This is a genomic window from Shewanella sp. GD04112 (genome assembly GCF_029835735.1).
GTDB lineage: Bacteria > Pseudomonadota > Gammaproteobacteria > Enterobacterales > Shewanellaceae > Shewanella.
This window is the reverse complement of the sequence record NZ_JAOEAL010000001.1, coordinates 4,385,745-4,412,475: the sequence shown is the minus strand read 5'-3', so window position 1 is coordinate 4,412,475 and position 26,731 is coordinate 4,385,745. Positions and strand designations below refer to the sequence as shown.

The 26,731-nt window shown below is 49.1% G+C and carries 12 protein-coding genes, 3 tRNA genes and 7 rRNA genes; 17 read left to right on the top strand and 5 right to left on the bottom strand.

Annotated elements, in window-relative coordinates; all coding sequences use genetic code 11:
* Positions 1-141 precede the first annotated feature (141 nt).
* From N7386_RS19360 to lpxC, 4 genes are all read left to right on the top strand, one after another.
* Complete coding sequence (locus N7386_RS19360; protein WP_011718495.1) at positions 142-891, top strand: cell division protein FtsQ/DivIB; 750 nt, start codon at positions 142-144, stop codon at positions 889-891.
* Positions 872-2,107: a cell division protein FtsA gene (ftsA, locus tag N7386_RS19355; protein ID WP_011718494.1), complete on the top strand. Its 1,236-nt coding sequence runs from the start codon at positions 872-874 to the stop codon at positions 2,105-2,107. The genes N7386_RS19360 and ftsA overlap by 20 nt, the downstream gene beginning before the upstream one ends.
* Before the next feature lie 27 nt (positions 2,108-2,134).
* Positions 2,135-3,322 carry a cell division protein FtsZ gene (gene ftsZ / locus N7386_RS19350; protein ID WP_011718493.1) on the top strand — a complete coding sequence of 396 codons (1,188 nt, stop codon included), beginning with the start codon at positions 2,135-2,137 and terminating at the stop codon, positions 3,320-3,322.
* A 180-nt stretch (positions 3,323-3,502) separates the two neighbouring features.
* On the top strand, positions 3,503-4,423 hold the full coding sequence (gene lpxC / locus N7386_RS19345; protein WP_011624293.1) for a UDP-3-O-acyl-N-acetylglucosamine deacetylase: 921 nt from the start codon (positions 3,503-3,505) through the stop codon (positions 4,421-4,423).
* Between the two features lie 13 nt (positions 4,424-4,436).
* Here the strand turns inward: lpxC and N7386_RS19340 are convergent, their stop codons facing one another.
* A complete protein-coding gene (locus tag N7386_RS19340) occupies positions 4,437-4,883 on the bottom strand; it encodes a DciA family protein (protein ID WP_011718492.1) in 447 nt (148 codons plus the stop codon).
* 27 nt (positions 4,884-4,910) lie between these two features.
* Here N7386_RS19340 and N7386_RS19335 point away from each other — a divergent pair, with 27 nt between their 5' ends.
* The 13 genes from N7386_RS19335 to N7386_RS19275 all read left to right on the top strand — a co-directional run bounded on the left by N7386_RS19335 (position 4,911) and on the right by N7386_RS19275 (position 22,449).
* On the top strand, positions 4,911-5,810 hold the full coding sequence (locus N7386_RS19335; RefSeq protein ID WP_279770422.1) for a M23 family metallopeptidase: 900 nt from the start codon (positions 4,911-4,913) through the stop codon (positions 5,808-5,810).
* Between the two features lie 60 nt (positions 5,811-5,870).
* Positions 5,871-8,597, top strand: coding sequence for a preprotein translocase subunit SecA (gene secA, locus N7386_RS19330; protein ID WP_011718491.1), 2,727 nt, complete (start codon positions 5,871-5,873; stop codon positions 8,595-8,597).
* Between the two features lie 657 nt (positions 8,598-9,254).
* A 16S ribosomal RNA gene (locus tag N7386_RS19325) occupies positions 9,255-10,797 on the top strand.
* A gap of 70 nt (positions 10,798-10,867) precedes the next feature.
* Positions 10,868-10,944 (top strand) — tRNA-Ile (locus N7386_RS19320).
* Positions 10,945-10,989: 45 nt separating this feature from the next.
* Positions 10,990-11,065: transfer RNA gene (locus N7386_RS19315), tRNA-Ala, on the top strand.
* 274 nt (positions 11,066-11,339) lie between these two features.
* A 23S ribosomal RNA gene (locus tag N7386_RS19310) occupies positions 11,340-14,232 on the top strand.
* Between the two features lie 176 nt (positions 14,233-14,408).
* Positions 14,409-14,524: ribosomal RNA gene (gene rrf / locus N7386_RS19305) — 5S ribosomal RNA — on the top strand.
* A gap of 33 nt (positions 14,525-14,557) precedes the next feature.
* A tRNA-Thr gene (locus tag N7386_RS19300) sits at positions 14,558-14,633 on the top strand.
* Between the two features lie 34 nt (positions 14,634-14,667).
* Positions 14,668-14,783, top strand: a 5S ribosomal RNA gene (gene rrf, locus N7386_RS19295).
* A 1,029-nt stretch (positions 14,784-15,812) separates the two neighbouring features.
* Positions 15,813-17,355 (top strand): 16S ribosomal RNA (locus tag N7386_RS19290).
* A 305-nt stretch (positions 17,356-17,660) separates the two neighbouring features.
* A 23S ribosomal RNA gene (locus N7386_RS19285) occupies positions 17,661-20,553 on the top strand.
* Between the two features lie 176 nt (positions 20,554-20,729).
* Positions 20,730-20,845, top strand: a 5S ribosomal RNA gene (gene rrf, locus N7386_RS19280).
* The 16S, 23S and 5S rRNA genes sit together here with 3 tRNA genes alongside, the layout of an rRNA operon.
* A 272-nt stretch (positions 20,846-21,117) precedes the next feature.
* Positions 21,118-22,449 (top strand): IS4 family transposase, encoded by a 1,332-nt coding sequence (locus N7386_RS19275; RefSeq protein WP_218211666.1) that lies wholly within the window; start codon positions 21,118-21,120, stop codon positions 22,447-22,449.
* Between the two features lie 54 nt (positions 22,450-22,503).
* Here the strand turns inward: N7386_RS19275 and hemB are convergent, their stop codons facing one another.
* From hemB to N7386_RS19255, 4 genes are read right to left on the bottom strand one after another with little or no spacing between them, the layout of a single operon-like run.
* Complete coding sequence (gene hemB, locus N7386_RS19270; protein ID WP_011624289.1) at positions 22,504-23,514, bottom strand: porphobilinogen synthase; 1,011 nt, start codon at positions 23,512-23,514, stop codon at positions 22,504-22,506.
* A 9-nt stretch (positions 23,515-23,523) separates the two neighbouring features.
* Positions 23,524-25,401, bottom strand: coding sequence for a diguanylate cyclase (locus N7386_RS19265; RefSeq protein WP_279770419.1), 1,878 nt, complete (start codon positions 25,399-25,401; stop codon positions 23,524-23,526).
* On the bottom strand, positions 25,394-26,197 hold the full coding sequence (locus tag N7386_RS19260; protein WP_279770418.1) for a TatD family hydrolase: 804 nt from the start codon (positions 26,195-26,197) through the stop codon (positions 25,394-25,396). Before N7386_RS19260 ends, N7386_RS19265 begins: the two co-directional genes overlap by 8 nt.
* A complete protein-coding gene (locus N7386_RS19255; RefSeq protein WP_279751570.1) occupies positions 26,197-26,727 on the bottom strand; it encodes a hypothetical protein in 531 nt (176 codons plus the stop codon). Before N7386_RS19255 ends, N7386_RS19260 begins: the two co-directional genes overlap by 1 nt.
* Between the last annotated feature and the right edge of the window lie 4 nt (positions 26,728-26,731).

Below are 26,731 nucleotides of genomic sequence, written 5' to 3'. Positions count from 1 at the left end.
GACAACTCGGGTTTAAAGGAAATTTTGACCCGAGGCTTTAGCTCTATATAATGGCCGATTTTCTGTGGTTTTTAGTAGTGTCGTTGAAAGGTGGAAACAAACGTGTCTTGGAGTGATAAGAGGCGACACTGGTGGGCGAGGATGTCACGGGTTAATTGGTACCTGTGGAGCGGAATTGGTTTTTTATGGTTAGTCATTGGGAGTTTTGTCTTTGGTGGCTACCAACTGCATAAGTTTTTAAATGATGCCAGCACGCTGCCCATTGAGGCTGTAGCCATCAAAGGTGAACGGACTTACACCACTGATAGAGATATACAAATTGCACTACAGGATTTAATGCAGCGGAGTTTTTTCAGCGCAGACATCACCTTAGTGCAACAGGCCTTAGAAGCCTTACCTTGGGTGTATCGCGCGTCAGTGAGGCGTGAATGGCCAGCGAAACTCAGGGTGTATTTACAGGAGCAGCAACCGGTCGCCCATTGGAATGGCACCGCTTGGCTCAATGTGCATGGTGAAGTGTTTGAAGCGCCATCGCATCCTGAGCTAGAGCATCTGCCTTATTTATCTGGGCCAGATGATATGGGGACCGAAGTGTTAACCGCCTACGCGCAGGTTAACTCGCTACTGAAGATTAATGGCTTTACCTTGGCCAATTTGAGTTTAACGCCACGTCATGCGTGGCACGCGACACTGGGTAACGGTATTGTTTTAGACCTAGGTCGAGAAGATAAAATGGCAAGGATACAAAGGTTTATCACTGTTTATCCGTTACTGGCGAAACAAGATAAACCGATTGCCAGAGTGGATTTGCGCTACGACACAGGGTTGGCCGTAGGCTGGGGCGATGCACAAACAAGAGAGCCGATAATTAATGACCAAAAACCAAGATAGAAATCTGATCGTCGGATTGGACATAGGAACCTCTAAAGTCGCAGTGATCATAGGCGAAGTTCTGCCCGATGGCGAAATCAGCATAGTCGGCCTTGGTAACCACCCTTCAAGGGGCATGGATAAGGGTGGCGTTAACGATTTAGACTCCATCGTGCGCAGTGTGCAACGCGCGCTCGATCAAGCGGAATTAATGGCAGACTGCCAAGTATCATCGGTTTACCTGAGCATTTCCGGTAAACATATCGCCTGCCAAAACGAAAATGGCATGGTGTCGATTAACGATGAAGAAGTGACACAGGAAGACGTCGACAACGTGATCCACACCGCTCGCTCGGTGAAGATCCCGACCGAACGTCGCATTCTGCATGTGTTACCACAGGAATATGCGATTGACGTACAAGACGGCATTCGCAGCCCTATCGGCATGTCAGGCATGCGGATGGAAGCCAAGGTACACATAGTGACCTGCGCCAATGATATGGCTAAGAACATCACTAAGAGTGTCGAGCGCTGTGGCTTGAAGGTAGATGACTTAGTGTTCTCCGGCATTGCGTCGGCGGATGCGGTATTAACCTTCGATGAAAAAGACTTAGGTGTGTGTATCGTCGATATCGGCGGTGGCACGACGGATATCGCCGTGTATACCAATGGTGCGCTGCGCCATTGCGCGGTTGTGCCGGTTGCGGGCAACCAAGTGACCAACGATATTGCGAAGATTTTCCGCACCCCTTCGTCACACGCTGAACAAATTAAAGTGCAGTTCGCCTGTGCGCGCAGCTCCATGGTGAGCCGCGAAGACAGTATCGAAGTGCCTTCGGTCGGTGGTCGTCCATCGCGTAGCATGTCGCGCCATACTTTGGCCGAAGTGGTAGAGCCGAGATATCAAGAGCTGTTTGAGTTAGTGCTCAAGGAGCTGAAAGACAGTGGTTTAGAAGATCAAATCGCCGCAGGTATCGTGCTCACAGGCGGTACGGCGTCGATCCAAGGTGTGGTGGACATCGCGGAGGCAACCTTTGGTATGCCAGTTCGCGTCGCCTCACCATTGCCGATTAAAGGGTTATACGAATACGTGGATCAGTCTATTTACTCCACTGGGGTTGGATTGCTTCATTACGGTGCAAGACGGGTGCTTGAGCGTCAATTCGAGCGTCCTGAGCGTCAAGGGGTTACCAGTGCTTGGAATCGGGTCCAAAGCTGGTTTAAGGGTGAATTTTAATAACGCAGGCAACACGGAGATCAGACAATGTTTGAGATCATGGACACTCACTCAGACGACGCGGTGATTAAAGTCATCGGCGTTGGCGGCGGCGGCGGTAATGCTGTCGAACATATGGTCAAACACAACATTGAAGGTGTTGAGTTTGTCGTTACCAACACAGACGCACAGGCGCTACGTAAATCAGGCGCTGGCTCAACGATTCAATTAGGTCGCGATGTCACTAAAGGTCTTGGCGCTGGCGCCAACCCAGAAGTGGGTCGTGCCGCAGCGGAAGAAGACCGCGAAAACATTCGTGCAGCGATCAAAGGCTCAGACATGATCTTTATCGCCGCCGGTATGGGCGGTGGTACTGGTACAGGTGCTGCGCCAGTTGTGGCTCAAATCGCTCGCGAAGAAGGCATCTTAACGGTTGCTGTCGTGACTAAGCCTTTCCCTTTCGAAGGCAAGAAGCGTATGGCTTATGCCGAGCAAGGTATTAGCGAGCTGGCCAAGCACGTGGATTCGTTAATCACTATCCCTAACGAAAAATTATTAAAAGTATTGGGCCGTGGTACGTCATTACTCGATGCGTTTGCCGCAGCGAATAACGTGTTACTCGGTGCAGTACAAGGTATTGCCGAGCTTATCACTCGTCCTGGTCTGATTAACGTCGACTTTGCGGACGTGAAAACCGTTATGTCTGAAATGGGTAATGCCATGATGGGTACCGGTGTTGCGCGTGGTGAAGACCGTGCGGAAGAAGCGGCCGAAGCGGCAGTTGCCAGCCCATTATTAGAAGACATCGACTTAGCCGGTGCCCGTGGTGTGTTAGTTAACATTACCGCAGGTATGGACATGAGCATCGAAGAATTCGAAACCGTGGGTAACCATGTTAAAGCTTACGCTTCTGACAATGCGACTGTGGTTGTGGGTGCGGTGATCGACCCTGAAATGAGCGACGAGCTGCGTGTAACTGTGGTTGCAACGGGTATCGGTGCTGAAAAGCGTCCTGATATTCAACTGGTTTCTAAACCAGCACCACGTCCAGAGCCAGTGGTTGTGGAACCAAAAGTAGAAGCCTATGTCGAAGAAGCAACTCATGTGAGCTATGCGGCGCCAAAGGGTAACGTGTTACCTGCTACGCCCGCACCGGCTCCAGCGCCAGCACCTTCAACAAAGCATGAATTGGATTACTTAGATATCCCAGCGTTTTTGCGTAAGCAAGCTGACTAAAACAGGTATTTGAGTCCAGCGTGTCGGGTGGTGCCTTGCTCTGCGAGGCTGTACCACCCAATGACTACATTTGTATGACATGGTCAACTTATGTTACCATGTAGCACCTATGTGGTCGTTTTGCCGCCGCTGTGTGTGCAAATATTAGGCTTAATTATAGAAATCTAAACGGGTAACTGAATGATATTTCAAAGAACTGTTCAAAAAATGGTGAAGGCTACTGGAGTCGGTTTGCACTCTGGGAATAAGGTCACCTTGAGCATTATGCCCGCACCAGTCAATACAGGGATCGTACTCGTGCGTACCGACATGAATCCTGCCGTTGCTATTCCAGCAAAGGCGGAACAAGTTCGCGAAACCACTATGTGCACGGCACTTGTCAATGACGAAGGTATTCGTATTTCGACTATTGAGCATTTATTTGCAGCCTTAGCGGGTTTAGGCATTGATAACGCCGTAATCGAAGTGGACGCGCCTGAAATCCCAATCATGGATGGTAGTGCGAGCCCATTTGTCTTCTTACTTCAGTCTGCGGGTATCAAAGAGCAGGCTGCGCCTAAGAAGTACTTAAAGATTAAACGCCCTGTGCGTGTTGAAGACGGTGATAAGTGGGCCGAGCTGAAGCCATTCAAAGGCTTTAGAGTCAACTTCAAAATTGACTTTGCTCACCCTGAAATTGCCCGTAGTCAACAGCATGTGGTGATGGACTTCTCTACTTCTGCTTTTGTTAAAGACATTAGCCGTGCCCGTACTTTTGGTTTTATGCGTGATATTGAGTATCTGCGTGCGAACAACCTAGCATTAGGTGGCAGCATGGAAAACGCGGTTGTACTTGATGAATATCGCGTCCTCAACCCCGACGGCCTGCGTTATGAGGATGAGTTCGTTAAGCACAAAATTTTAGATGCGTTTGGTGATCTCTACGTGGCAGGACACGCCATTCTTGGTGAGTTTACTGCCTATAAAACGGGTCATGCACTGAATAACCAATTAGTGCGAGCCTTATTGGCGCAGCAGGATGCGTGGGAGCTGGTGAGCTTTGAGAAAGAAGCCGATGTTCCCGTCAGCTTTACTGTGCCAGGTGGCGCGGTTTACGCTTAATAGCGCTTGATGTTTACTTATTACGGCTGGCCAATGTGGCCAGCCGTTTTAGTTTTTCGCCTAGTGTTCCGCTCACATTTTCTGCAAGCGCAGCAATATGTTCTGCCGCGGCTGGACTGAGTTGCTTGTGCGCCTGTTTCGGCTTTGCGTCATACAATGCTAATCTCGGGTTGACTTTAACTTCAATTGCGGTAAGGATTGGGAGCGTTTCTGCTTGAAGCTGCGCTAGTAGTTTCGGCTTTTGGAAATTAATTCGTGCGGCCCATGCTGCCGAAGTGGTTTCAACCACAAGAACACCCTGGCGGAAATTGGCGACTTTCAGCTGCTCCGCAACAGGACCTGCGACAATCTGCTTCACGTGCTGATCCAGATATAAAAGTAGTTCCGCTTTCTCAGCTATATCGGGCAATGTGCCTGACTGGTGTAGTAATTGGCTGAGATCCTGAGGGGGCTTTTTCATATGATAATAAGATGGCTGAATTAGGCTATGAGTGTAACAGTATTTATTCAAGGTCGGAATGGCGTCACGCGCTGGCAACCCAGTAAACGCTGGTTGCTCCTTCCCATGCTATTGTTGGCGACTGGTGCCGGTATTTATCAACACAACTCTGCTAAATTTGAAAACCAGCAAGCCAGTGTCGATAACGATCGTATCCAACGCGAACAACAAAAGAAGCAAGTCTTAGAATTAAAGAGTGCCACAGAGTCACAGCTAGCCATGCTGGCGACCCATGTTGCGCGCATGCAAGCTAAAATCACCCGTCTCGAGGCCTTAGGTCAACAAGTCGCGAAACAAAACAAATTGGATGAAGACTTTGATTTTTCCTCTGAAGTAGGTGTGGGTGGCTTGAGCGAATTAGGCTCGAATATCGAACTTGGTCAGCTTATCGATGATATGGATAAACTGGCGTCACGAATTGACAACAATAATGTTCAACTATCACTACTTGAAACAGTGTTATCTAACCACCATATAGATGCTGAACGTTATGTATCAGGGCTCCCACTCGATAAAGGTTGGTTATCGTCGCCCTACGGATTACGTAATGACCCTTTCAACGGTCGTCGAACCATGCATAAAGGGATCGATTTTACCGGTCGAGAAGGGGCTAAAGTTGTCGCGACTGCTGCAGGCGTGGTGACTTGGGCTGGGAATATGTTTGGCTATGGCGAATTGGTCGAAATCGACCATGGTAACGGTTTACGTACTCGCTATGGTCATAATAAAGCTTTGTCAGTAGCTGTAGGTGATGTGGTCGCTAAAGGCGAAACCATCGCCAGTATGGGAAGCACTGGGCGCTCAACAGGGGCTCATGTGCATTATGAAGTGTTGCGTGGCGGACAGCAGATAGATCCACAGAAGTTTGTCTACCGCAAGGCAGGTTAATTGAAACATTGGCTTCTAGTTTCCATCATGGACTTGGCCTACAGAAAATAAGTGATTCAGATGTTTGGTAAATTACTGACAAAAGTATTTGGTAGTCGCAACGACCGTACCCTCAAAGGGTTACAAAAAGTAGTTAATAAGATTAATGCGCTTGAAGCCGATTATGAAAAATTAACCGATGAACAGCTTAAGGCGAAAACCGCCGAGTTCCGCGAGCGTTTAGCGGCCGGAGCTTCATTAGAGAGCATTATGGCGGAAGCCTTCGCGACCGTGCGTGAAGCATCGAAGCGCGTTTTCGAGATGCGCCACTTCGACGTGCAGTTACTCGGTGGTATGGTGCTCGACAGTAACCGCATTGCTGAAATGCGTACCGGTGAAGGTAAAACCTTAACCGCGACCCTCCCAGCCTATCTAAATGCCTTAACCGGTAAAGGCGTTCACGTTATTACCGTCAACGATTACTTAGCTCGTCGTGACGCGGAAAACAACCGCCCACTGTTCGAATTCTTAGGCTTAACGGTCGGCATTAACGTCGCAGGTCTAGGCCAGCAGGCGAAAAAAGACGCCTACAATGCCGACATTACTTACGGTACCAACAACGAATTTGGTTTCGACTATCTGCGTGATAACATGGCGTTCTCGCCACAAGAGCGTGTTCAACGTCCATTGCACTATGCCCTGATCGACGAAGTCGACTCAATTCTTATCGACGAAGCCCGTACGCCACTGATTATCTCTGGTGCCGCGGAAGATAGCTCTGAGCTATATATCAAGATCAACACCTTAATCCCAAGTCTTATCCGTCAAGATAAAGAAGACTCAGAAGAGTATGTGGGTGAGGGTGACTACAGCATCGATGAAAAAGCCAAACAAGTGCACTTCACCGAACGTGGTCAAGAGAAGGTTGAGAACCTGTTGATTGAGCGCGGCATGTTAGCCGAAGGCGACTCTCTCTACTCAGCTGCCAACATTTCTCTGTTGCACCATGTGAATGCGGCGCTGCGTGCGCATACCCTGTTTGAGCGCGATGTTGACTATATCGTTCAAGATGGCGAAGTGATCATCGTTGATGAACACACTGGCCGTACTATGCCAGGTCGTCGCTGGTCAGAAGGTTTACATCAAGCCGTTGAAGCCAAAGAAGGCGTTCGTATTCAAAACGAAAACCAAACCTTGGCATCGATTACCTTCCAAAACTACTTCCGTTTATATGAGAAGTTAGCGGGTATGACAGGTACGGCCGATACCGAAGCGTTTGAGTTCCAACACATCTATGGTCTAGATACTGTGGTTGTGCCAACCAACCGTCCTATGGTACGTAAGGATATGGCGGATTTGGTTTACCTCACCGCCAATGAAAAATACCAAGCGATCATTAAAGACATCAAAGACTGCCGTGAACGTGGCCAACCTGTTCTAGTGGGTACTGTTTCAATCGAACAGTCTGAGCTGTTAGCACGCTTAATGGTGAAGGAGAAGATCCCGCACCAAGTGCTTAACGCTAAGTTCCACGAAAAAGAAGCCGAAATTGTTGCCCAAGCGGGTCGTACTGGCGCTGTGACTATTGCTACTAACATGGCGGGTCGTGGTACCGACATCGTGTTAGGCGGCAACTGGAATATGGAAATCGAAGCCCTCGAGAATCCAACTGCTGAGCAAAAAGCTAAAATCAAGGCCGACTGGCAAGAGCGCCACGATGCCGTGGTCGCCGCTGGTGGTTTACACATTTTAGGTACTGAGCGCCACGAATCTCGCCGTATCGACAACCAGCTACGTGGTCGTGCGGGTCGTCAAGGTGATGCAGGTTCTTCACGTTTCTACCTTTCTATGGAAGATAGCTTAATGCGCATCTTCGCCTCGGATCGTGTCTCAGGCATGATGAAGAAACTGGGGATGGAAGAAGGCGAAGCGATCGAACATCCATGGGTTTCCCGTGCGATTGAAAACGCACAGCGTAAAGTGGAAGCGCGTAACTTCGATATTCGTAAGCAACTGCTCGAATTCGATGACGTAGCAAACGACCAGCGTCAAGTGGTTTACGCACAGCGTAACGAGTTGATGGATGCCGAAAGTATCGAAGACACCATTAAAAACATCCAAGACGATGTGATCAGTGCGGTGATCGATCAATACATTCCGCCACAATCAGTGGAAGAGTTATGGGATGTGCCAGGTTTAGAGCAACGTTTACAGCAAGAATTTATGCTGAAACTGCCAATCCAAGAATGGCTAGATAAAGAAGACGACTTACACGAAGAAACATTGCGTGAGCGGATCATCACTTCTTGGTCTGATGCGTATAAAGCAAAAGAAGAAATGGTCGGTGCGCCAGTACTACGCCAGTTCGAAAAAGCTGTGATGCTACAAACCCTCGATGGTCTGTGGAAAGAACACTTAGCGGCGATGGATCACTTACGCCAAGGTATCCACTTGCGTGGTTACGCGCAGAAGAATCCAAAGCAAGAATATAAGCGCGAGTCGTTCGAACTGTTCCAACAATTACTGTCGACCTTAAAGCATGATGTCATTAGCGTGCTATCTAAGGTACAAGTACAAGCACAGTCAGACGTAGAAGAGATGGAAGCGCGTCGTCGTGAAGAAGATGCCAAGATCCAACGCGACTATCAGCATGCAGCAGCCGAAGCCTTAGTGGGTGGGGATGATGGTAGCGACGAGATGATGGCTCACACGCCAATGATCCGCGATGGCGATAAAGTTGGCCGTAACGATCCTTGTCCTTGTGGCTCAGGCCGTAAGTATAAGCAGTGCCACGGCAAGCTAAGCTAATAAACACGTAAACTCATTTTAAAAGGCGACTATGATAGTCGCCTTTTTTATACCTGCTTCTTTATCGGTGCTTTAACTCTCGACCGGCTCTAAAACCCTTCGGCTATAAATTCTAACGAGTTCAGCTGCACTAAAATTAACCGCTTTTATCTGTTTTGTGGATAAGTTTGAGGATAAATAGTGGGTATTTTGTGACTAACTGAAACTATTGAAAAAAGATCAAAAAAACCGAAAAAAGCCCTTGCACAAAAAGTTCTGCTGCCTATAATGCGCATCCACTGACACGGCAGACAGCGATACGCAGTTTCAAGTGCCAGTTCATCGAGTGATTCACTCCTCGATGAGCGAAAAGAAAGTTGAAAAAACTACTTGACGCAAAAACGGGAATGCGTAGAATACGCAGCCCTGACCCGCTGAAATCACTTACGATAAGGCGATGGTCAACGCTCTTTAACAATTTATCAAGCAAATCTGTGTGGACACTCACAGGTGTTGAGTTAATCGAAATTACTTTGCTGTTTGGCGAGTAATCAAAATTTACATCAATGAATGAGTGTTCATAGCAATATGTACAAAGTTTTGGTTTCGCTTTTTTAAAAGCGGAAACAAACGACAGAATTCATTGAGTCGTTTAACGCGAGTTAAACAAAAAACTTTTAATTGAAGAGTTTGATCATGGCTCAGATTGAACGCTGGCGGCAGGCCTAACACATGCAAGTCGAGCGGCAGCACAAGGGAGTTTACTCCTGAGGTGGCGAGCGGCGGACGGGTGAGTAATGCCTAGGGATCTGCCCAGTCGTGGGGGATAACAGTTGGAAACGACTGCTAATACCGCATACGCCCTACGGGGGAAAGGAGGGGACCTTCGGGCCTTCCGCGATTGGATGAACCTAGGTGGGATTAGCTAGTTGGTGAGGTAATGGCTCACCAAGGCGACGATCCCTAGCTGTTCTGAGAGGATGATCAGCCACACTGGGACTGAGACACGGCCCAGACTCCTACGGGAGGCAGCAGTGGGGAATATTGCACAATGGGGGAAACCCTGATGCAGCCATGCCGCGTGTGTGAAGAAGGCCTTCGGGTTGTAAAGCACTTTCAGTAGGGAGGAAAGGTTGTAAGTTAATACCTTGCAGCTGTGACGTTACCTACAGAAGAAGGACCGGCTAACTCCGTGCCAGCAGCCGCGGTAATACGGAGGGTCCAAGCGTTAATCGGAATTACTGGGCGTAAAGCGTGCGCAGGCGGTTTGTTAAGCGAGATGTGAAAGCCCCGGGCTCAACCTGGGAATTGCATTTCGAACTGGCAAACTAGAGTCTTGTAGAGGGGGGTAGAATTCCAGGTGTAGCGGTGAAATGCGTAGAGATCTGGAGGAATACCGGTGGCGAAGGCGGCCCCCTGGACAAAGACTGACGCTCAGGCACGAAAGCGTGGGGAGCAAACAGGATTAGATACCCTGGTAGTCCACGCCGTAAACGATGTCTACTCGGAGTTTGGTGTCTTGAACACTGGGCTCTCAAGCTAACGCATTAAGTAGACCGCCTGGGGAGTACGGCCGCAAGGTTAAAACTCAAATGAATTGACGGGGGCCCGCACAAGCGGTGGAGCATGTGGTTTAATTCGATGCAACGCGAAGAACCTTACCTACTCTTGACATCCAGAGAATTCGCTAGAGATAGCTTAGTGCCTTCGGGAACTCTGAGACAGGTGCTGCATGGCTGTCGTCAGCTCGTGTTGTGAAATGTTGGGTTAAGTCCCGCAACGAGCGCAACCCCTATCCTTATTTGCCAGCGCGTAATGGCGGGAACTCTAGGGAGACTGCCGGTGATAAACCGGAGGAAGGTGGGGACGACGTCAAGTCATCATGGCCCTTACGAGTAGGGCTACACACGTGCTACAATGGCGAGTACAGAGGGTTGCAAAGCCGCGAGGTGGAGCTAATCTCACAAAGCTCGTCGTAGTCCGGATTGGAGTCTGCAACTCGACTCCATGAAGTCGGAATCGCTAGTAATCGTGGATCAGAATGCCACGGTGAATACGTTCCCGGGCCTTGTACACACCGCCCGTCACACCATGGGAGTGGGCTGCAAAAGAAGTGGGTAGCTTAACCTTCGGGAGGGCGCTCACCACTTTGTGGTTCATGACTGGGGTGAAGTCGTAACAAGGTAGCCCTAGGGGAACCTGGGGCTGGATCACCTCCTTACCTATACGACTAACTCGATGTTTGTTGAGTGTTCACACAGATTTGCTTGATAGAAGATAGAGTAAACGATGGGTCTGTAGCTCAGCTGGTTAGAGCGCACCCCTGATAAGGGTGAGGTCGGTGGTTCAAGTCCACTCTGACCCACCAATCCTTTGAGGGTTGGGACATCTGATACTCGCACTGCATGTAAATGGGGCTATAGCTCAGCTGGGAGAGCGCCTGCCTTGCACGCAGGAGGTCTGCGGTTCGATCCCGCATAGCTCCACCACTTACTGCAATCTGGTTAGAGATGCCAAAGATAAACTGAAAAATTATCTTTGGCTTTTTTAAGCCCGCTCTTTAACAATTTGGAAAGCTGATAGTAATTAATACAATGATGTCTGTCGTTGTGTTAATACGAAAAAAATTGAGTTCTTAAAACACTTTTTAAGTGTCTTGAATATTCAAGTCTAAGGCGAGTCCATCTTCTTGGTCGAAGATGAGACAAGTAAAACCAGCTGGTCGCAACAGCGCAAGTGATGTGAAACTCATTTGGGTTGTATGGTTAAGCGACTAAGCGTATACGGTGGATGCCTTGGCAGTCAGAGGCGATGAAGGACGTAGTAACTTGCGAAAAGCGTTGGCGAGCTAGTAACAAGCATTTGAGCTAACGATGTCCGAATGGGGGAACCCAGCAGCATAAGCTGTTATCACTGCATGAATACATAGTGTAGTGAGGCAAACGAGGGGAACTGAAACATCTAAGTACCCTTAGGAAAAGAAATCAACCGAGATTCCCCTAGTAGCGGCGAGCGAACGGGGATTAGCCCTTAAGTCAGAGGGGTGTTAGTGGAATGGTCTGGAAAGTCCAGCGGCACAGGGTGATAGCCCCGTACACGAAAACTAACCTTTGATGAAAACGAGTAAGGCGGGACACGTGATATCCTGTTTGAATATGGGGGGACCATCCTCCAAGGCTAAATACTCCTGACTGACCGATAGTGAACCAGTACCGTGAGGGAAAGGCGAAAAGAACCCCTGTGAGGGGAGTGAAATAGAACCTGAAACCGTATACGTACAAGCAGTGGGAGCGGTTCTTGAGACCGTGACTGCGTACCTTTTGTATAATGGGTCAGCGACTTACGTTTTGTAGCGAGGTTAAGCGAATAGCGGAGCCGTAGGGAAACCGAGTGTTAACTGCGCGTTTAGTTGCAAGGCGTAGACCCGAAACCCGGTGATCTAGCCATGGGCAGGTTGAAGGTTGAGTAACATCAACTGGAGGACCGAACCGACTAATGTTGAAAAATTAGCGGATGACTTGTGGCTGGGGGTGAAAGGCCAATCAAACCGGGAGATATCTGGTTCTCCTCGAAAGCTATTTAGGTAGCGCCTCGGACGAACACCTTTGGGGGTAGAGCACTGTTAAGGCTAGGGGGTCATCCCGACTTACCAACCCTTTGCAAACTCCGAATACCAAAGAGTGCTATCCGGGAGACAGACGGCGGGTGCTAACGTCCGTCGTCAAAAGGGAAACAACCCAGACCGTCAGCTAAGGTCCCAAAGTGTATGTTAAGTGGGAAACGATGTGGGAAGGCTTAGACAGCTAGGATGTTGGCTTAGAAGCAGCCATCATTTAAAGAAAGCGTAATAGCTCACTAGTCGAGTCGGCCTGCGCGGAAGATGTAACGGGGCTAAACATACCACCGAAGCTACGGGTGCAATCCATTAGGGTTGCGCGGTAGAGGAGCGTTCTGTAAGCCGTTGAAGGTGAAGGGGTAACCCACGCTGGAGGTATCAGAAGTGCGAATGCTGACATGAGTAACGATAAAGGGGGTGAAAAACCCCCTCGCCGAAAGACCAAGGGTTCCTGTCCAACGTTAATCGGGGCAGGGTGAGTCGACCCCTAAGGCGAGGCCGAAAGGCGTAGTCGATGGGAAACAGATTAATATTTCTGTACTTCCGCTAACTGCGATGGAGAGACGGAGAAGGCTAGGCTAGCGCGGCGTTGGTAGTCCGCGTTTAAGGTGGTAGGTGGGTGACTTAGGCAAATCCGGGTCACTATACACTGAGAGCTGATGACGAGTCCCCAAGGGGATGAAGTAGTTGATGCCATGCTTCCAGGAAAATCTTCTAAGCTTCAGGTTAGCGGGAATCGTACCCCAAACCGACACAGGTGGTCGGGTAGAGAATACCAAGGCGCTTGAGAGAACTCGGCTGAAGGAACTAGGCAAAATGGTACCGTAACTTCGGGAGAAGGTACGCTGCTGTTGGTGATGGGACTTGCTCCCTAAGCTGACGGCAGTCGCAGATACCAGGTGGCTGCAACTGTTTATCAAAAACACAGCACTGTGCAAAATCGCAAGATGACGTATACGGTGTGACGCCTGCCCGGTGCCGGAAGGTTAATTGATTGGGTTATCGCAAGAGAAGCTCATGATCGAAGCCCCGGTAAACGGCGGCCGTAACTATAACGGTCCTAAGGTAGCGAAATTCCTTGTCGGGTAAGTTCCGACCTGCACGAATGGCGTAATGATGGCCACGCTGTCTCCAGCCGAGACTCAGTGAAGTTGAAATTGCGGTGAAGATGCCGTATACCCGCGGCTAGACGGAAAGACCCCGTGAACCTTTACTATAGCTTGGCACTGAACATTGACCCTACATGTGTAGGATAGGTGGGAGACTTTGAAGCGGGAACGCTAGTTCTCGTGGAGTCGTCCTTGAAATACCACCCTTGTAGTGTTGATGTTCTAACTTGGGCCCCTAATCGGGGTTAAGGACAGTGCCTGGTGGGTAGTTTGACTGGGGCGGTCTCCTCCCAAAGAGTAACGGAGGAGCACGAAGGTTGGCTAAGTACGGTCGGACATCGTACGGTTAGTGCAATGGCATAAGCCAGCTTAACTGCGAGACAGACACGTCGAGCAGGTACGAAAGTAGGTCATAGTGATCCGGTGGTTCTGAATGGAAGGGCCATCGCTCAACGGATAAAAGGTACTCCGGGGATAACAGGCTGATACCGCCCAAGAGTTCATATCGACGGCGGTGTTTGGCACCTCGATGTCGGCTCATCACATCCTGGGGCTGAAGTCGGTCCCAAGGGTATGGCTGTTCGCCATTTAAAGTGGTACGCGAGCTGGGTTCAGAACGTCGTGAGACAGTTCGGTCCCTATCTGCCGTGGGCGTTGGATGATTGAGGGGAGTTGCTCCTAGTACGAGAGGACCGGAGTGAACGAACCGCTGGTGTTCGGGTTGTCATGCCAATGGCATTGCCCGGTAGCTATGTTCGGAATCGATAACCGCTGAAAGCATCTAAGCGGGAAGCGAGCCCCAAGATGAGTCATCCCTTGGACTTTAAGTCCACTAAAGAGCCGTTCGAGACTAGGACGTTGATAGGTCAGGTGTGTAAGCGTTGTGAGGCGTTGAGCTAACTGATACTAATGACTCGAGAGGCTTAACCATACAACCCAGATGGGTTTTACTGAAAATGTTCCAGACATTTTCCAGTACTTCCTCCTTCCCTGGAGGTCGTACAGTACTTAGCTTGAATACAAACACTTAAGAAGTGCAACTCAAACCAGCTTTCCGAATTAATTTACTGCCTGCGACGATAAGACGGGTAGTGAATAACAAATTTGCTTGGTGACAATAGCATTGTGGTCCCACCTGATCCCATCCCGAACTCAGAAGTGAAACGCAATCGCGCCGATGGTAGTGTGGGGTCTCCCCATGTGAGAGTAGGTCATCGCCAAGCGCCTAATTTAATCATCATTGATGATAAAGAATTGCTGATATGGCTCAGTCGGTAGAGCGCATCCTTGGTAAGGATGAGGTCCCCAGTTCGATTCTGGGTATCAGCACCATACAATCTAGTGTGTTGTCCTAGAGCAAAATTTGTTTGGTGACAATAGCATTGTGGTCCCACCTGATCCCATCCCGAACTCAGAAGTGAAACGCAATCGCGCCGATGGTAGTGTGGGGTCTCCCCATGTGAGAGTAGGTCATCGCCAAACGCTAAATTAAGAGAGGCCACCTAATAAGGTGGCCTTTTTGCTTTTCTGAGTTCCTCTTTACCACGCCTATTTTACAACGCCTTCGGTTCGTGGCCCTCTGTGTACGAGTACGCTTTTGTTACTCGTGATTCATAATGATTTCATCTTTGAATCATGCGATAACATTGCTCTTTCTCTTTGCCCAATGTCGCTATGTACTCTTGTCCTGTCAATTTGCCCTATCTTATAGGAGCAAGCACTAGCTTTGGGATGCATCCTCTCCCCGATAGAGCTCGCTATAAAGACTCGATTTGTATTGTTCGATTTAATCTAATGCGAAGGGTTTGAAAGGAGGATGTACAACTATATTGAACGGGATTTTGTTGTGAATGGCATAATGGGACTGCCTCAATTCTATAAGCCCTGTTTCAAAATTACAGTATTATTCAAAATATCGATGCTTAAATTCACTTTAAATAACCTTCATTGCAAGAGACTAACTATCCTAATTACGGCTTATCGCGATAGTTAAAATTTCGGAATGTGGATAACTCTGGGAATAACTCGTGGGTAGCTTGTGCCTAGATTGGGTGTAAAAAACGATTTTAAAAATAATGCAAAAAACTTCAAAAAAGCCCTTGCACAAAAAGTTCTGCTCCCTATAATGCGCATCCACTGACACGGCAGACAGCGAAAGCTAACGCGGTTACAGTGCGAATCGAATGCAAATTGTGCAGTTGATCCGAAAGCCTCAAGAAGTTTGCAAAAACGCCTTGACGCGACTGGGGAAATGCGTAGAATACGCAGCCCTGACCCGCTGAGCGGTAACGCGAAGTAGACGGTCAAATGCTCTTTAACAATCTAAACAAGAAATCTGTGTGGACACTCACAGGTGTTGAGTTAATCGAAATTACTCTGCCGTTTGGCGAGTAATCAAAATTTACATCAATGAATGAGTGTTCATAGCAATATGTACAGTTTGTTTTGACTTTCGAGTCGAAACGACAAATCAGAATTCATTGAGCCGAACCTTAGGGTTCACAAAACTTTTAATTGAAGAGTTTGATCATGGCTCAGATTGAACGCTGGCGGCAGGCCTAACACATGCAAGTCGAGCGGCAGCACAAGTGAGTTTACTCATGAGGTGGCGAGCGGCGGACGGGTGAGTAATGCCTAGGGATCTGCCCAGTCGTGGGGGATAACAGTTGGAAACGACTGCTAATACCGCATACGCCCTACGGGGGAAAGGAGGGGACCTTCGGGCCTTCCGCGATTGGATGAACCTAGGTGGGATTAGCTAGTTGGTGAGGTAATGGCTCACCAAGGCGACGATCCCTAGCTGTTCTGAGAGGATGATCAGCCACACTGGGACTGAGACACGGCCCAGACTCCTACGGGAGGCAGCAGTGGGGAATATTGCACAATGGGGGAAACCCTGATGCAGCCATGCCGCGTGTGTGAAGAAGGCCTTCGGGTTGTAAAGCACTTTCAGTAGGGAGGAAAGGTTGTAAGTTAATACCTTGCAGCTGTGACGTTACCTACAGAAGAAGGACCGGCTAACTCCGTGCCAGCAGCCGCGGTAATACGGAGGGTCCAAGCGTTAATCGGAATTACTGGGCGTAAAGCGTGCGCAGGCGGTTTGTTAAGCGAGATGTGAAAGCCCCGGGCTCAACCTGGGAATTGCATTTCGAACTGGCAAACTAGAGTCTTGTAGAGGGGGGTAGAATTCCAGGTGTAGCGGTGAAATGCGTAGAGATCTGGAGGAATACCGGTGGCGAAGGCGGCCCCCTGGACAAAGACTGACGCTCAGGCACGAAAGCGTGGGGAGCAAACAGGATTAGATACCCTGGTAGTCCACGCCGTAAACGATGTCTACTCGGAGTTTGGTGTCTTGAACACTGGGCTCTCAAGCTAACGCATTAAGTAGACCGCCTGGGGAGTACGGCCGCAAGGTTAAAACTCAAATGAATTGACGGGGGCCCGCACAAGCGGTGGAGCATGTGGTTTAATTCGATGCAACGCGAAGAACCTTACCTACTCTTGACATCCAGAGAATTCGCTAGAGATAGCTTAGTGCCTTCGGGAACTCTGAGACAGGTGCTGCATGGCTGTCGTCAGCTCGTGTTGTGAAATGTTGGGTTAAGTCCCGCAACGAGCGCAACCCCTATCCTTATTTGCCAGCGCGTAATGGCGGGAACTCTAGGGAGACTGCCGGTGATAAACCGGAGGAAGGTGGGGACGACGTCAAGTCATCATGGCCCTTACGAGTAGGGCTACACACGTGCTACAATGGCGAGTACAGAGGGTTGCAAAGCCGCGAGGTGGAGCTAATCTCACAAAGCTCGTCGTAGTCCGGATTGGAGTCTGCAACTCGACTCCATGAAGTCGGAATCGCTAGTAATCGTGGATCAGAATGCCACGGTGAATACGTTCCCGGGCCTTGTACACACCGCCCGTCACACCATGGGAGTGGGCTGCAAAAGAAGTGGGTAGCTTAACCTTCGGGAGGGCGCTCACCACTTTGTGGTTCATGACTGGGGTGAAGTCGTAACAAGGTAGCCCTAGGGGAACCTGGGGCTGGATCACCTCCTTACCTATACGACTAACTTGATGTTTGTTGAGTGTTCACACAGATGGCTTGTTGAACTTCTCGAAAGAGGAGGGAGAGCGAAATGCACCGCGAGCCGGTAAGCATTGTTCTTTAACAATTTGGAAAGCTGATAGTAATTAATACAATGATGTCTGTCGTTGTGTTAATACGAAAAAATTGAGTTCTTAAAACACTTTTTAAGTGTCTTGAATATTCAAGTCTAAGGCGAGTCCATCTTCTTGGTCGAAGATGAGACAAGTAAAACCAGCTGGTCGCAACAATTCAAGTGAAACTCATTTGGGTTGTATGGTTAAGCGACTAAGCGTATACGGTGGATGCCTTGGCAGTCAGAGGCGATGAAGGACGTAGTAACTTGCGAAAAGCGTTGGCGAGCTAGTAACAAGCATTTGAGCTAACGATGTCCGAATGGGGGAACCCAGCAGCATAAGCTGTTATCACTGCATGAATACATAGTGTAGTGAGGCAAACGAGGGGAACTGAAACATCTAAGTACCCTTAGGAAAAGAAATCAACCGAGATTCCCCTAGTAGCGGCGAGCGAACGGGGATTAGCCCTTAAGTCAGAGGGGTGTTAGTGGAATGGTCTGGAAAGTCCAGCGGCACAGGGTGATAGCCCCGTACACGAAAACTAACCTTTGATGAAAACGAGTAAGGCGGGACACGTGATATCCTGTTTGAATATGGGGGGACCATCCTCCAAGGCTAAATACTCCTGACTGACCGATAGTGAACCAGTACCGTGAGGGAAAGGCGAAAAGAACCCCTGTGAGGGGAGTGAAATAGAACCTGAAACCGTATACGTACAAGCAGTGGGAGCGGTTCTTGAGACCGTGACTGCGTACCTTTTGTATAATGGGTCAGCGACTTACGTTTTGTAGCGAGGTTAAGCGAATAGCGGAGCCGTAGGGAAACCGAGTGTTAACTGCGCGTTTAGTTGCAAGGCGTAGACCCGAAACCCGGTGATCTAGCCATGGGCAGGTTGAAGGTTGAGTAACATCAACTGGAGGACCGAACCGACTAATGTTGAAAAATTAGCGGATGACTTGTGGCTGGGGGTGAAAGGCCAATCAAACCGGGAGATATCTGGTTCTCCTCGAAAGCTATTTAGGTAGCGCCTCGGACGAACACCTTTGGGGGTAGAGCACTGTTAAGGCTAGGGGGTCATCCCGACTTACCAACCCTTTGCAAACTCCGAATACCAAAGAGTGCTATCCGGGAGACAGACGGCGGGTGCTAACGTCCGTCGTCAAAAGGGAAACAACCCAGACCGTCAGCTAAGGTCCCAAAGTGTATGTTAAGTGGGAAACGATGTGGGAAGGCTTAGACAGCTAGGATGTTGGCTTAGAAGCAGCCATCATTTAAAGAAAGCGTAATAGCTCACTAGTCGAGTCGGCCTGCGCGGAAGATGTAACGGGGCTAAACATACCACCGAAGCTACGGGTGCAATCCATTAGGGTTGCGCGGTAGAGGAGCGTTCTGTAAGCCGTTGAAGGTGAAGGGGTAACCCACGCTGGAGGTATCAGAAGTGCGAATGCTGACATGAGTAACGATAAAGGGGGTGAAAAACCCCCTCGCCGAAAGACCAAGGGTTCCTGTCCAACGTTAATCGGGGCAGGGTGAGTCGACCCCTAAGGCGAGGCCGAAAGGCGTAGTCGATGGGAAACAGATTAATATTTCTGTACTTCCGCTAACTGCGATGGAGAGACGGAGAAGGCTAGGCTAGCGCGGCGTTGGTAGTCCGCGTTTAAGGTGGTAGGTGGGTGACTTAGGCAAATCCGGGTCACTATACACTGAGAGCTGATGACGAGTCCCCAAGGGGATGAAGTAGTTGATGCCATGCTTCCAGGAAAATCTTCTAAGCTTCAGGTTAGCGGGAATCGTACCCCAAACCGACACAGGTGGTCGGGTAGAGAATACCAAGGCGCTTGAGAGAACTCGGCTGAAGGAACTAGGCAAAATGGTACCGTAACTTCGGGAGAAGGTACGCTGCTGTTGGTGATGGGACTTGCTCCCTAAGCTGACGGCAGTCGCAGATACCAGGTGGCTGCAACTGTTTATCAAAAACACAGCACTGTGCAAAATCGCAAGATGACGTATACGGTGTGACGCCTGCCCGGTGCCGGAAGGTTAATTGATTGGGTTATCGCAAGAGAAGCTCATGATCGAAGCCCCGGTAAACGGCGGCCGTAACTATAACGGTCCTAAGGTAGCGAAATTCCTTGTCGGGTAAGTTCCGACCTGCACGAATGGCGTAATGATGGCCACGCTGTCTCCAGCCGAGACTCAGTGAAGTTGAAATTGCGGTGAAGATGCCGTATACCCGCGGCTAGACGGAAAGACCCCGTGAACCTTTACTATAGCTTGGCACTGAACATTGACCCTACATGTGTAGGATAGGTGGGAGACTTTGAAGCGGGAACGCTAGTTCTCGTGGAGTCGTCCTTGAAATACCACCCTTGTAGTGTTGATGTTCTAACTTGGGCCCCTAATCGGGGTTAAGGACAGTGCCTGGTGGGTAGTTTGACTGGGGCGGTCTCCTCCCAAAGAGTAACGGAGGAGCACGAAGGTTGGCTAAGTACGGTCGGACATCGTACGGTTAGTGCAATGGCATAAGCCAGCTTAACTGCGAGACAGACACGTCGAGCAGGTACGAAAGTAGGTCATAGTGATCCGGTGGTTCTGAATGGAAGGGCCATCGCTCAACGGATAAAAGGTACTCCGGGGATAACAGGCTGATACCGCCCAAGAGTTCATATCGACGGCGGTGTTTGGCACCTCGATGTCGGCTCATCACATCCTGGGGCTGAAGTCGGTCCCAAGGGTATGGCTGTTCGCCATTTAAAGTGGTACGCGAGCTGGGTTCAGAACGTCGTGAGACAGTTCGGTCCCTATCTGCCGTGGGCGTTGGATGATTGAGGGGAGTTGCTCCTAGTACGAGAGGACCGGAGTGAACGAACCGCTGGTGTTCGGGTTGTCATGCCAATGGCATTGCCCGGTAGCTATGTTCGGAATCGATAACCGCTGAAAGCATCTAAGCGGGAAGCGAGCCCCAAGATGAGTCATCCCTTGGACTTTAAGTCCACTAAAGAGCCGTTCGAGACTAGGACGTTGATAGGTCAGGTGTGTAAGCGTTGTGAGGCGTTGAGCTAACTGATACTAATGACTCGAGAGGCTTAACCATACAACCCAGATGGGTTTTACTGAAAATGTTCCAGACATTTTCCAGTACTTCCTCCTTCCCTGGAGGTCGTACAGTACTTAGCTTGAATACAAACACTTAAGAAGTGCAACTCAAACCAGCTTTCCGAATTAATTTACTGCCTGCGACGATAAGACGGGTAGTGAATAACAAATTTGCTTGGTGACAATAGCATTGTGGTCCCACCTGATCCCATCCCGAACTCAGAAGTGAAACGCAATCGCGCCGATGGTAGTGTGGGGTCTCCCCATGTGAGAGTAGGTCATCGCCAAGCACCTAAATAAACAATGAAGCCAGCTGCATAAGCTGGCTTTTTTGTTTTTGCCTTTTTCAATTTCAACATTCTATTTCTTCCTTTTATTCGCCTCTGCGAAGACTATATTTATTGCCTGATCGATTTGAACGATAAAGCAGTAGTTCTAAGGACTTTGTTCGGTCCAATAAAAAGGGCAGCGTATGGCTTAATGCCGATCAGTTAAGCCAGAACACTTGACGATCTCATTGAAAAGATCAAAATCCGATGACCACTCGTCATCGGATTTTTTTATGCAACTGACTACAGCGCTTGCACTGGCTAATGGCTACGCTCCCAACACTGAACAACTCGGCAAACTAAGTGATATCTTGTGTCCAGATTTCATCTCGCAATGCCTTGAAACATCTGGTGTAGCAACCATACGCAAACGTCGACTTCCTCTAGAGCAGGCTGTTTGGGCTGTCATTGCGATGGCAATGTATCGCCAAGAGCCTGTTTGGAGCATTGTCGCCAAAGCACAATTGATGTTGCCTGGTAAGAAGCCCCTTGTGGCTCCTAGCGCCGTTGTTCAAGCCAGACAACGTTTAGGTGTTGATGCCGTTAAAGAAATTTTTTCGCAAAGTCAGCGCGTCTGGAACCAAGATGCCCAGCATCCTGACTGGTGTGGCTTAACGTTGCTTGGGGTTGATGGCGTCATTTGGCGAACGCCCGATACTCCCAACAACCAGCAAGCCTTTACCTACAGCAAAAACCAGCACGGTGATGTTGGCTATCCGCAAGTACGCATGGTTTGCCAGATGGAATTGACGAGCCACATGTTAGTTGCCAGCGCATTTGACGATGCCAAAATCAATGAAATGAAGTTGGCAGAGCAACTGATTGATAGCACACCCGACAACTCACTCACCCTATTTGACCGAGGATTTTACTCACTGGGGCTGCTAAACCGTTGGCATCAAGCGGGCAAATCCAGACATTGGTTAATGCCGATGAAGAAAGGCACACAGTTTGAAGTCATCACAAAACTCGGTCGACACGATAAACTCATTCGGCTGACGACCACAGCACAATCTCGTAAACAATTTAATGAGTTACCTGAATTTATTGACGTCCGATTGCTGACAAAAACAGTGAAAGGCAAAGAGGTCAATATCCTCACCTCAATGACAGACCCGTTGCGTTTCCCTGGTGCAGAAATCGTGGATTTATACAGTCATCGCTGGGAAATTGAGCTGGGCTATCGCGAGATGAAGCAGAGTTTGCTCAACAGCGAGTTTACGTTGAGGAGCAAGAAACCGGAGATGGTAAAACAAGAGCTATGGGGCATTCTCTTGAGCTACAATATTATCCGCTACCAGATGGTGAAAATGGCGCAAAGCAAGCCGGGTTTATACGCTAACCAACTGAGTTTTACGACATGCGCGGTTGCGATAATCCATGTGATTTATGGGTTTTGGCTGGAAGCCGCCGGAACCATCCCTAAAAGGATGGATAGTTTACTCGCAGAAACCGAGCAGCATGTGCTACCAATACGAGGGGATTCAAGAGCTTACCCTCGGTGTGTCAGAGTGAAACCAAGGAAATACCCAGTCAAAAGAAAATGCCAGTCAGCTCTTAACTGACTGGCATTAAGCGTATGGCTGCCCTTTATGCTTAGAATTGGTTTCTAAACCCGATTATTTAGCTTCTTTTAGCCACTGTGCTGCACGTTTGGCAAAGTAGGTAAGGATGCCATCTGCGCCAGCGCGTTTGAAGCATAGTAGCGATTCCATGACGATGGCCTTTTCCGCTAACCAACCATTTTGAATGGCCGCCATATGCATGGCATATTCGCCACTCACTTGGTATGCGAAAGTGGGCACTGCTAATTCGGTTTTTACGCGGTGAACGATATCTAGGTAAGGCATACCAGGCTTCACCATTACCATATCTGCGCCTTCTTGGATGTCTAGCGCAACTTCATGCAGAGCTTCATCGCTGTTGGCCGGATCCATTTGATAGCTATGTTTATTGCCACCTTTTAGGTTGCCTGCTGAGCCGACGGCATCACGGAAGGGGCCATAGTAGCTTGAGGAGTATTTGGCTGAATAAGCCATGATTTGGGTGTTTACATGGCCTGCGGCTTCCAGCGCTTGGCGAATCGCACCAATACGACCATCCATCATGTCCGATGGCGCAACAATGTCTGCACCCGCTTCGGCATGGGATAATGCTTGTTTCACTAAGATCTCTGTGGTGATGTCATTCAGGATATAGCCTGTTTCATCGATAATGCCGTCTTGACCGTGGGTGGTAAAAGGATCTAAGGCCACGTCAGTCATAATACCCAGCTGTGGGAAGGCCTTTTTCAGTTCACGTACGGCCCGCTGCACTAAAGCATCGGCATTGTAGGCTTCTTCTGCCATCAGCGATTTCTTCTCTGCTGGCGTAACAGGGAACAGGGCAATTAATGGAATACCGAGTTCGACTAGCTCTTCGGCTTCTTTTAACAGTAAGTCGATAGAGTAGCGCTCAACTCCTGGCATAGAGGCGACTTTTTCACTGCGATTAGTGCCTTCAAGCACAAACATGGGATAGATCAAGTCATTGACAGTTAGATGGTTTTCAGCCATCAGGCGACGGCTAAAGTCATGTTTACGCATGCGGCGCATTCTGCGCTGAGGGAAGGCACTGGTAATGATGTTCACATTAGACTCCTAAGTAGGTTCTGTTTGTGCTGGCGCATACAATTTGACTTGGTTGCGTCCGCTATTTTTTGCCTGATAGAGCGCCTTGTCGGCTTGCTCTAATAACTCGGTACTGTGTTGGTCGTTACTGATCACATCGGCACTGACACCGATACTCACGGTCAAGGGTATGGGCTTTCCTTCCCATGCTAGGCCGATGCTAGTCACTGCGTCTCTTATGCTTTCAGCGACTTGAATGGCGCCGTCTGCAGTCGTATTGGGAAGAATAATAGCAAACTCTTCACCACCAAAACGTGATACTAGATCGGTTGGTCGTTTTAAATGTTGCTGCAAGGTTGTCGCTATCACTTTTAAGGCCTGATCCCCTGCTAGGTGGCCGAATTGATCGTTAATCGATTTAAAGCGGTCGATATCCAGCATTAGTAAGGCGATGGGGGTTTCTTGGCGACGGCTGATCCGGCTCTCGGCGAGTAGTCGTTTATCAAAGGCGCTGCGGTTTTTCACGCCGGTTAAGCTATCGATAGTGCTCTGTTCGGTAAGCTTCTGGTTAACCTCGTGCAGTTCGCGCAAGGTGATCTCCAGCTCTAATGTGCGCTCCTGCACCATCTGTTCGAGTCTTTCATTGGTTTCTGCTTCCACTTTCAAGGCTTCCTCACGCGCACTACGGATCTTTTGCGCTTGCTTTAGGGCCTCCTGTTGAATGCGGAGCTTAGATTTACGCTCATCGTTATAGCGGATGGCGAGTACCAGCGACATAAAGATGATTTCGAAGGTGAGCCCAAGCATCACCGGCGTTTGCGGCTTGATATTGAACTCGATAACACTCAAATAGAGTAGGCTGCTGATGCATGCACCGGTAAGCATACTCACCCAGCCTATGGTATAGAGCTTTGCCAGCTTTTGACCGTTAATGGCTTGTATGACGGCGAGTATCATCATGATGATGCTGAGAATCGCTACCGAGATTATCTCGATATACAGCACGGTTCCGTAGCGCAAAAAGGGGACTAAAAGACCCACAAGAATAATGTAGACCGCGCTGTAGCGGCACATTAATAACATCCGGCGGTTATAGTATTTCAGCTGCAGGATTTTCTCGGTGAACATTAAGGCAAAGGCCATCACCAGAGGTAACAGCACGGGAACCATCAGTTGCTGTAACGCGGGCCAATTGGGCCAGAGAAAACGGAATGCATAACCATTGATCGTGGCCACTAATAGTGTCATACACAGGACATAACCCGAGTAATAACTGTAGCTAAATGAACCTGAGGCTAACGCGATAAACAGGCTGAAGATCCCTATCGCGGCGAGCACACCGAGCTGAAAGCCATGCTCAACGGCTGTCGATTCGGCAATTTGAGCTAAATCATTGGCTGACCAGAGGCTTAGAGGTACTGCAGCGCTGCCTTCAGTAACGATATGCAGATAGAAGGTGTGTTGCTCATTGGTGCTCAGTTTAAATGGATACAGAAAGATATTGCTCGGCAGTGGGCGGTTCTTATAGAGCAGTGTGTCACCCATCTCAGTGGTGTTGATGAGCTGATTATTCACTAGATGAAAAACGGTCACTCTATCCAATAATGGATTATCGAGGGCGAGAATGCGTGCAAGACTCTCATCACCACTTGTAAGGTTTACTCTCAGCCAAAAATCATGTTGGCTAAGGCGTTGAATATCATCACTAGTAAACTTGTGCCATTGCGACTTGGGCAACGCCTGAATATCGTCTAGCTGACTGTTAGCATTGGCGTGCGTCACCATCAACCAAGGAGTTAGGTTTAGTGGTGTAGGCGTGTGTTCATCTATGCTCATCGTATTGGCATAGCTGCCAAATGATATGAGCATACCGAGTAACAACACCCATAAGTTGCCGAACTTAGCCATTCGCTTGACTCAAATTAAAAAAGGCTAGGCTATTTTGATAGCACTGTTTGGCAAATTCAGCCGCATTTTCACCCCGTAGATTGGCAATATATTGCGCGATATAGGGCAAGTACTCGGGTTTATTTTTACTGGACTTAGGTTTAGGCCGCATACTGCGTGGTAGCAGGTAAGGACTGTCCGTTTCAATCAATAAACGCTCTTTGGGAATAAACGGGACGAGCTCGGCAAGTTCTAGGCCGCGCCTCTCGTCACATATCCATCCCGTAATGCCTAAATGTAGATCGAGCTCGATATAGGCTTCCATTTGAGCCCGGGTGCCAGTAAAGCAGTGTAGTAATGCTCCGCTGAGATGGGGGCGGTATTCTTTAACAATACTCAAAAAATCATCGTGGGCATCTCGTTCATGCATGAGTACCGGTTTTTTGAGTTCAACCGCGAGTTCGAGTTGGTCGATAAACGCTTGGCGCTGGGCTGGGCGAGGGGAGAAGTCTCGGTTGTAGTCGAGTCCACATTCACCGACAGCAACAACTTGTGGCGCTTGGCAGAGTGTGGTTTGTAACTGTTTGGAGTCTGCTCGCCATTCGCTAGCGTGGTGGGGGTGTACGCCTGCGGTGCAGTAAAGCTGTTTGGGATACTGTTGGCATAATTGAATGGCGGCGGCGCTTTCAGTTAAATCGCTGCCAATAACAATTAACGGCGAAACCCCTTGGTCCGCCGCTGCTTGTACGATTTGCGCTATGCCTGGTTCGAGTGCGCTGCCAAGCAAGTTGACAGCGATATCTATATAAGATGGCATTATTTTAGGCGTTTTACCCTCACCTTAGCATTACGACTTTCAGTGCCCATTAAGAAAGAGCCAAGCGCGGCTTTTTCGATAAATACTTTTTCACCGACTTTTAGATTGAATTTACGGTTTTCGGTTTGTTTCCAAACTTGGCCATTGGTAAAGGTAATCTTTAAGGCGCCGTATGCATCTTCTGCTATCGACTCCACATCGAGATAAATTTTGTCGGTTGTATTCTCTTGGACGCGTTTAACTTCCATACCGAAATTATCTTCGACATTGGTTGCGGCAGCTGCAACAGGAGCTGCAGTCGTCACAGCTACAGGGGCTGCTGCGGGAGTGACAACGGGGGCGACAGCTATTGGTGCTGTGGTGTTATTGGTTACTGTGGTGACTTGAATGCTTGCTGCGAGGTTGTCATAGCATACCAAGCGCTCGAGCTTGTCAGTTATCCCTGCACATTGAGTTAATTGCTGCTCAATCGCGGCATTAGCCTGTGCAGATACCAGTAACACTGCACCAGTCAGTAGAGTAAAACGCATCCCA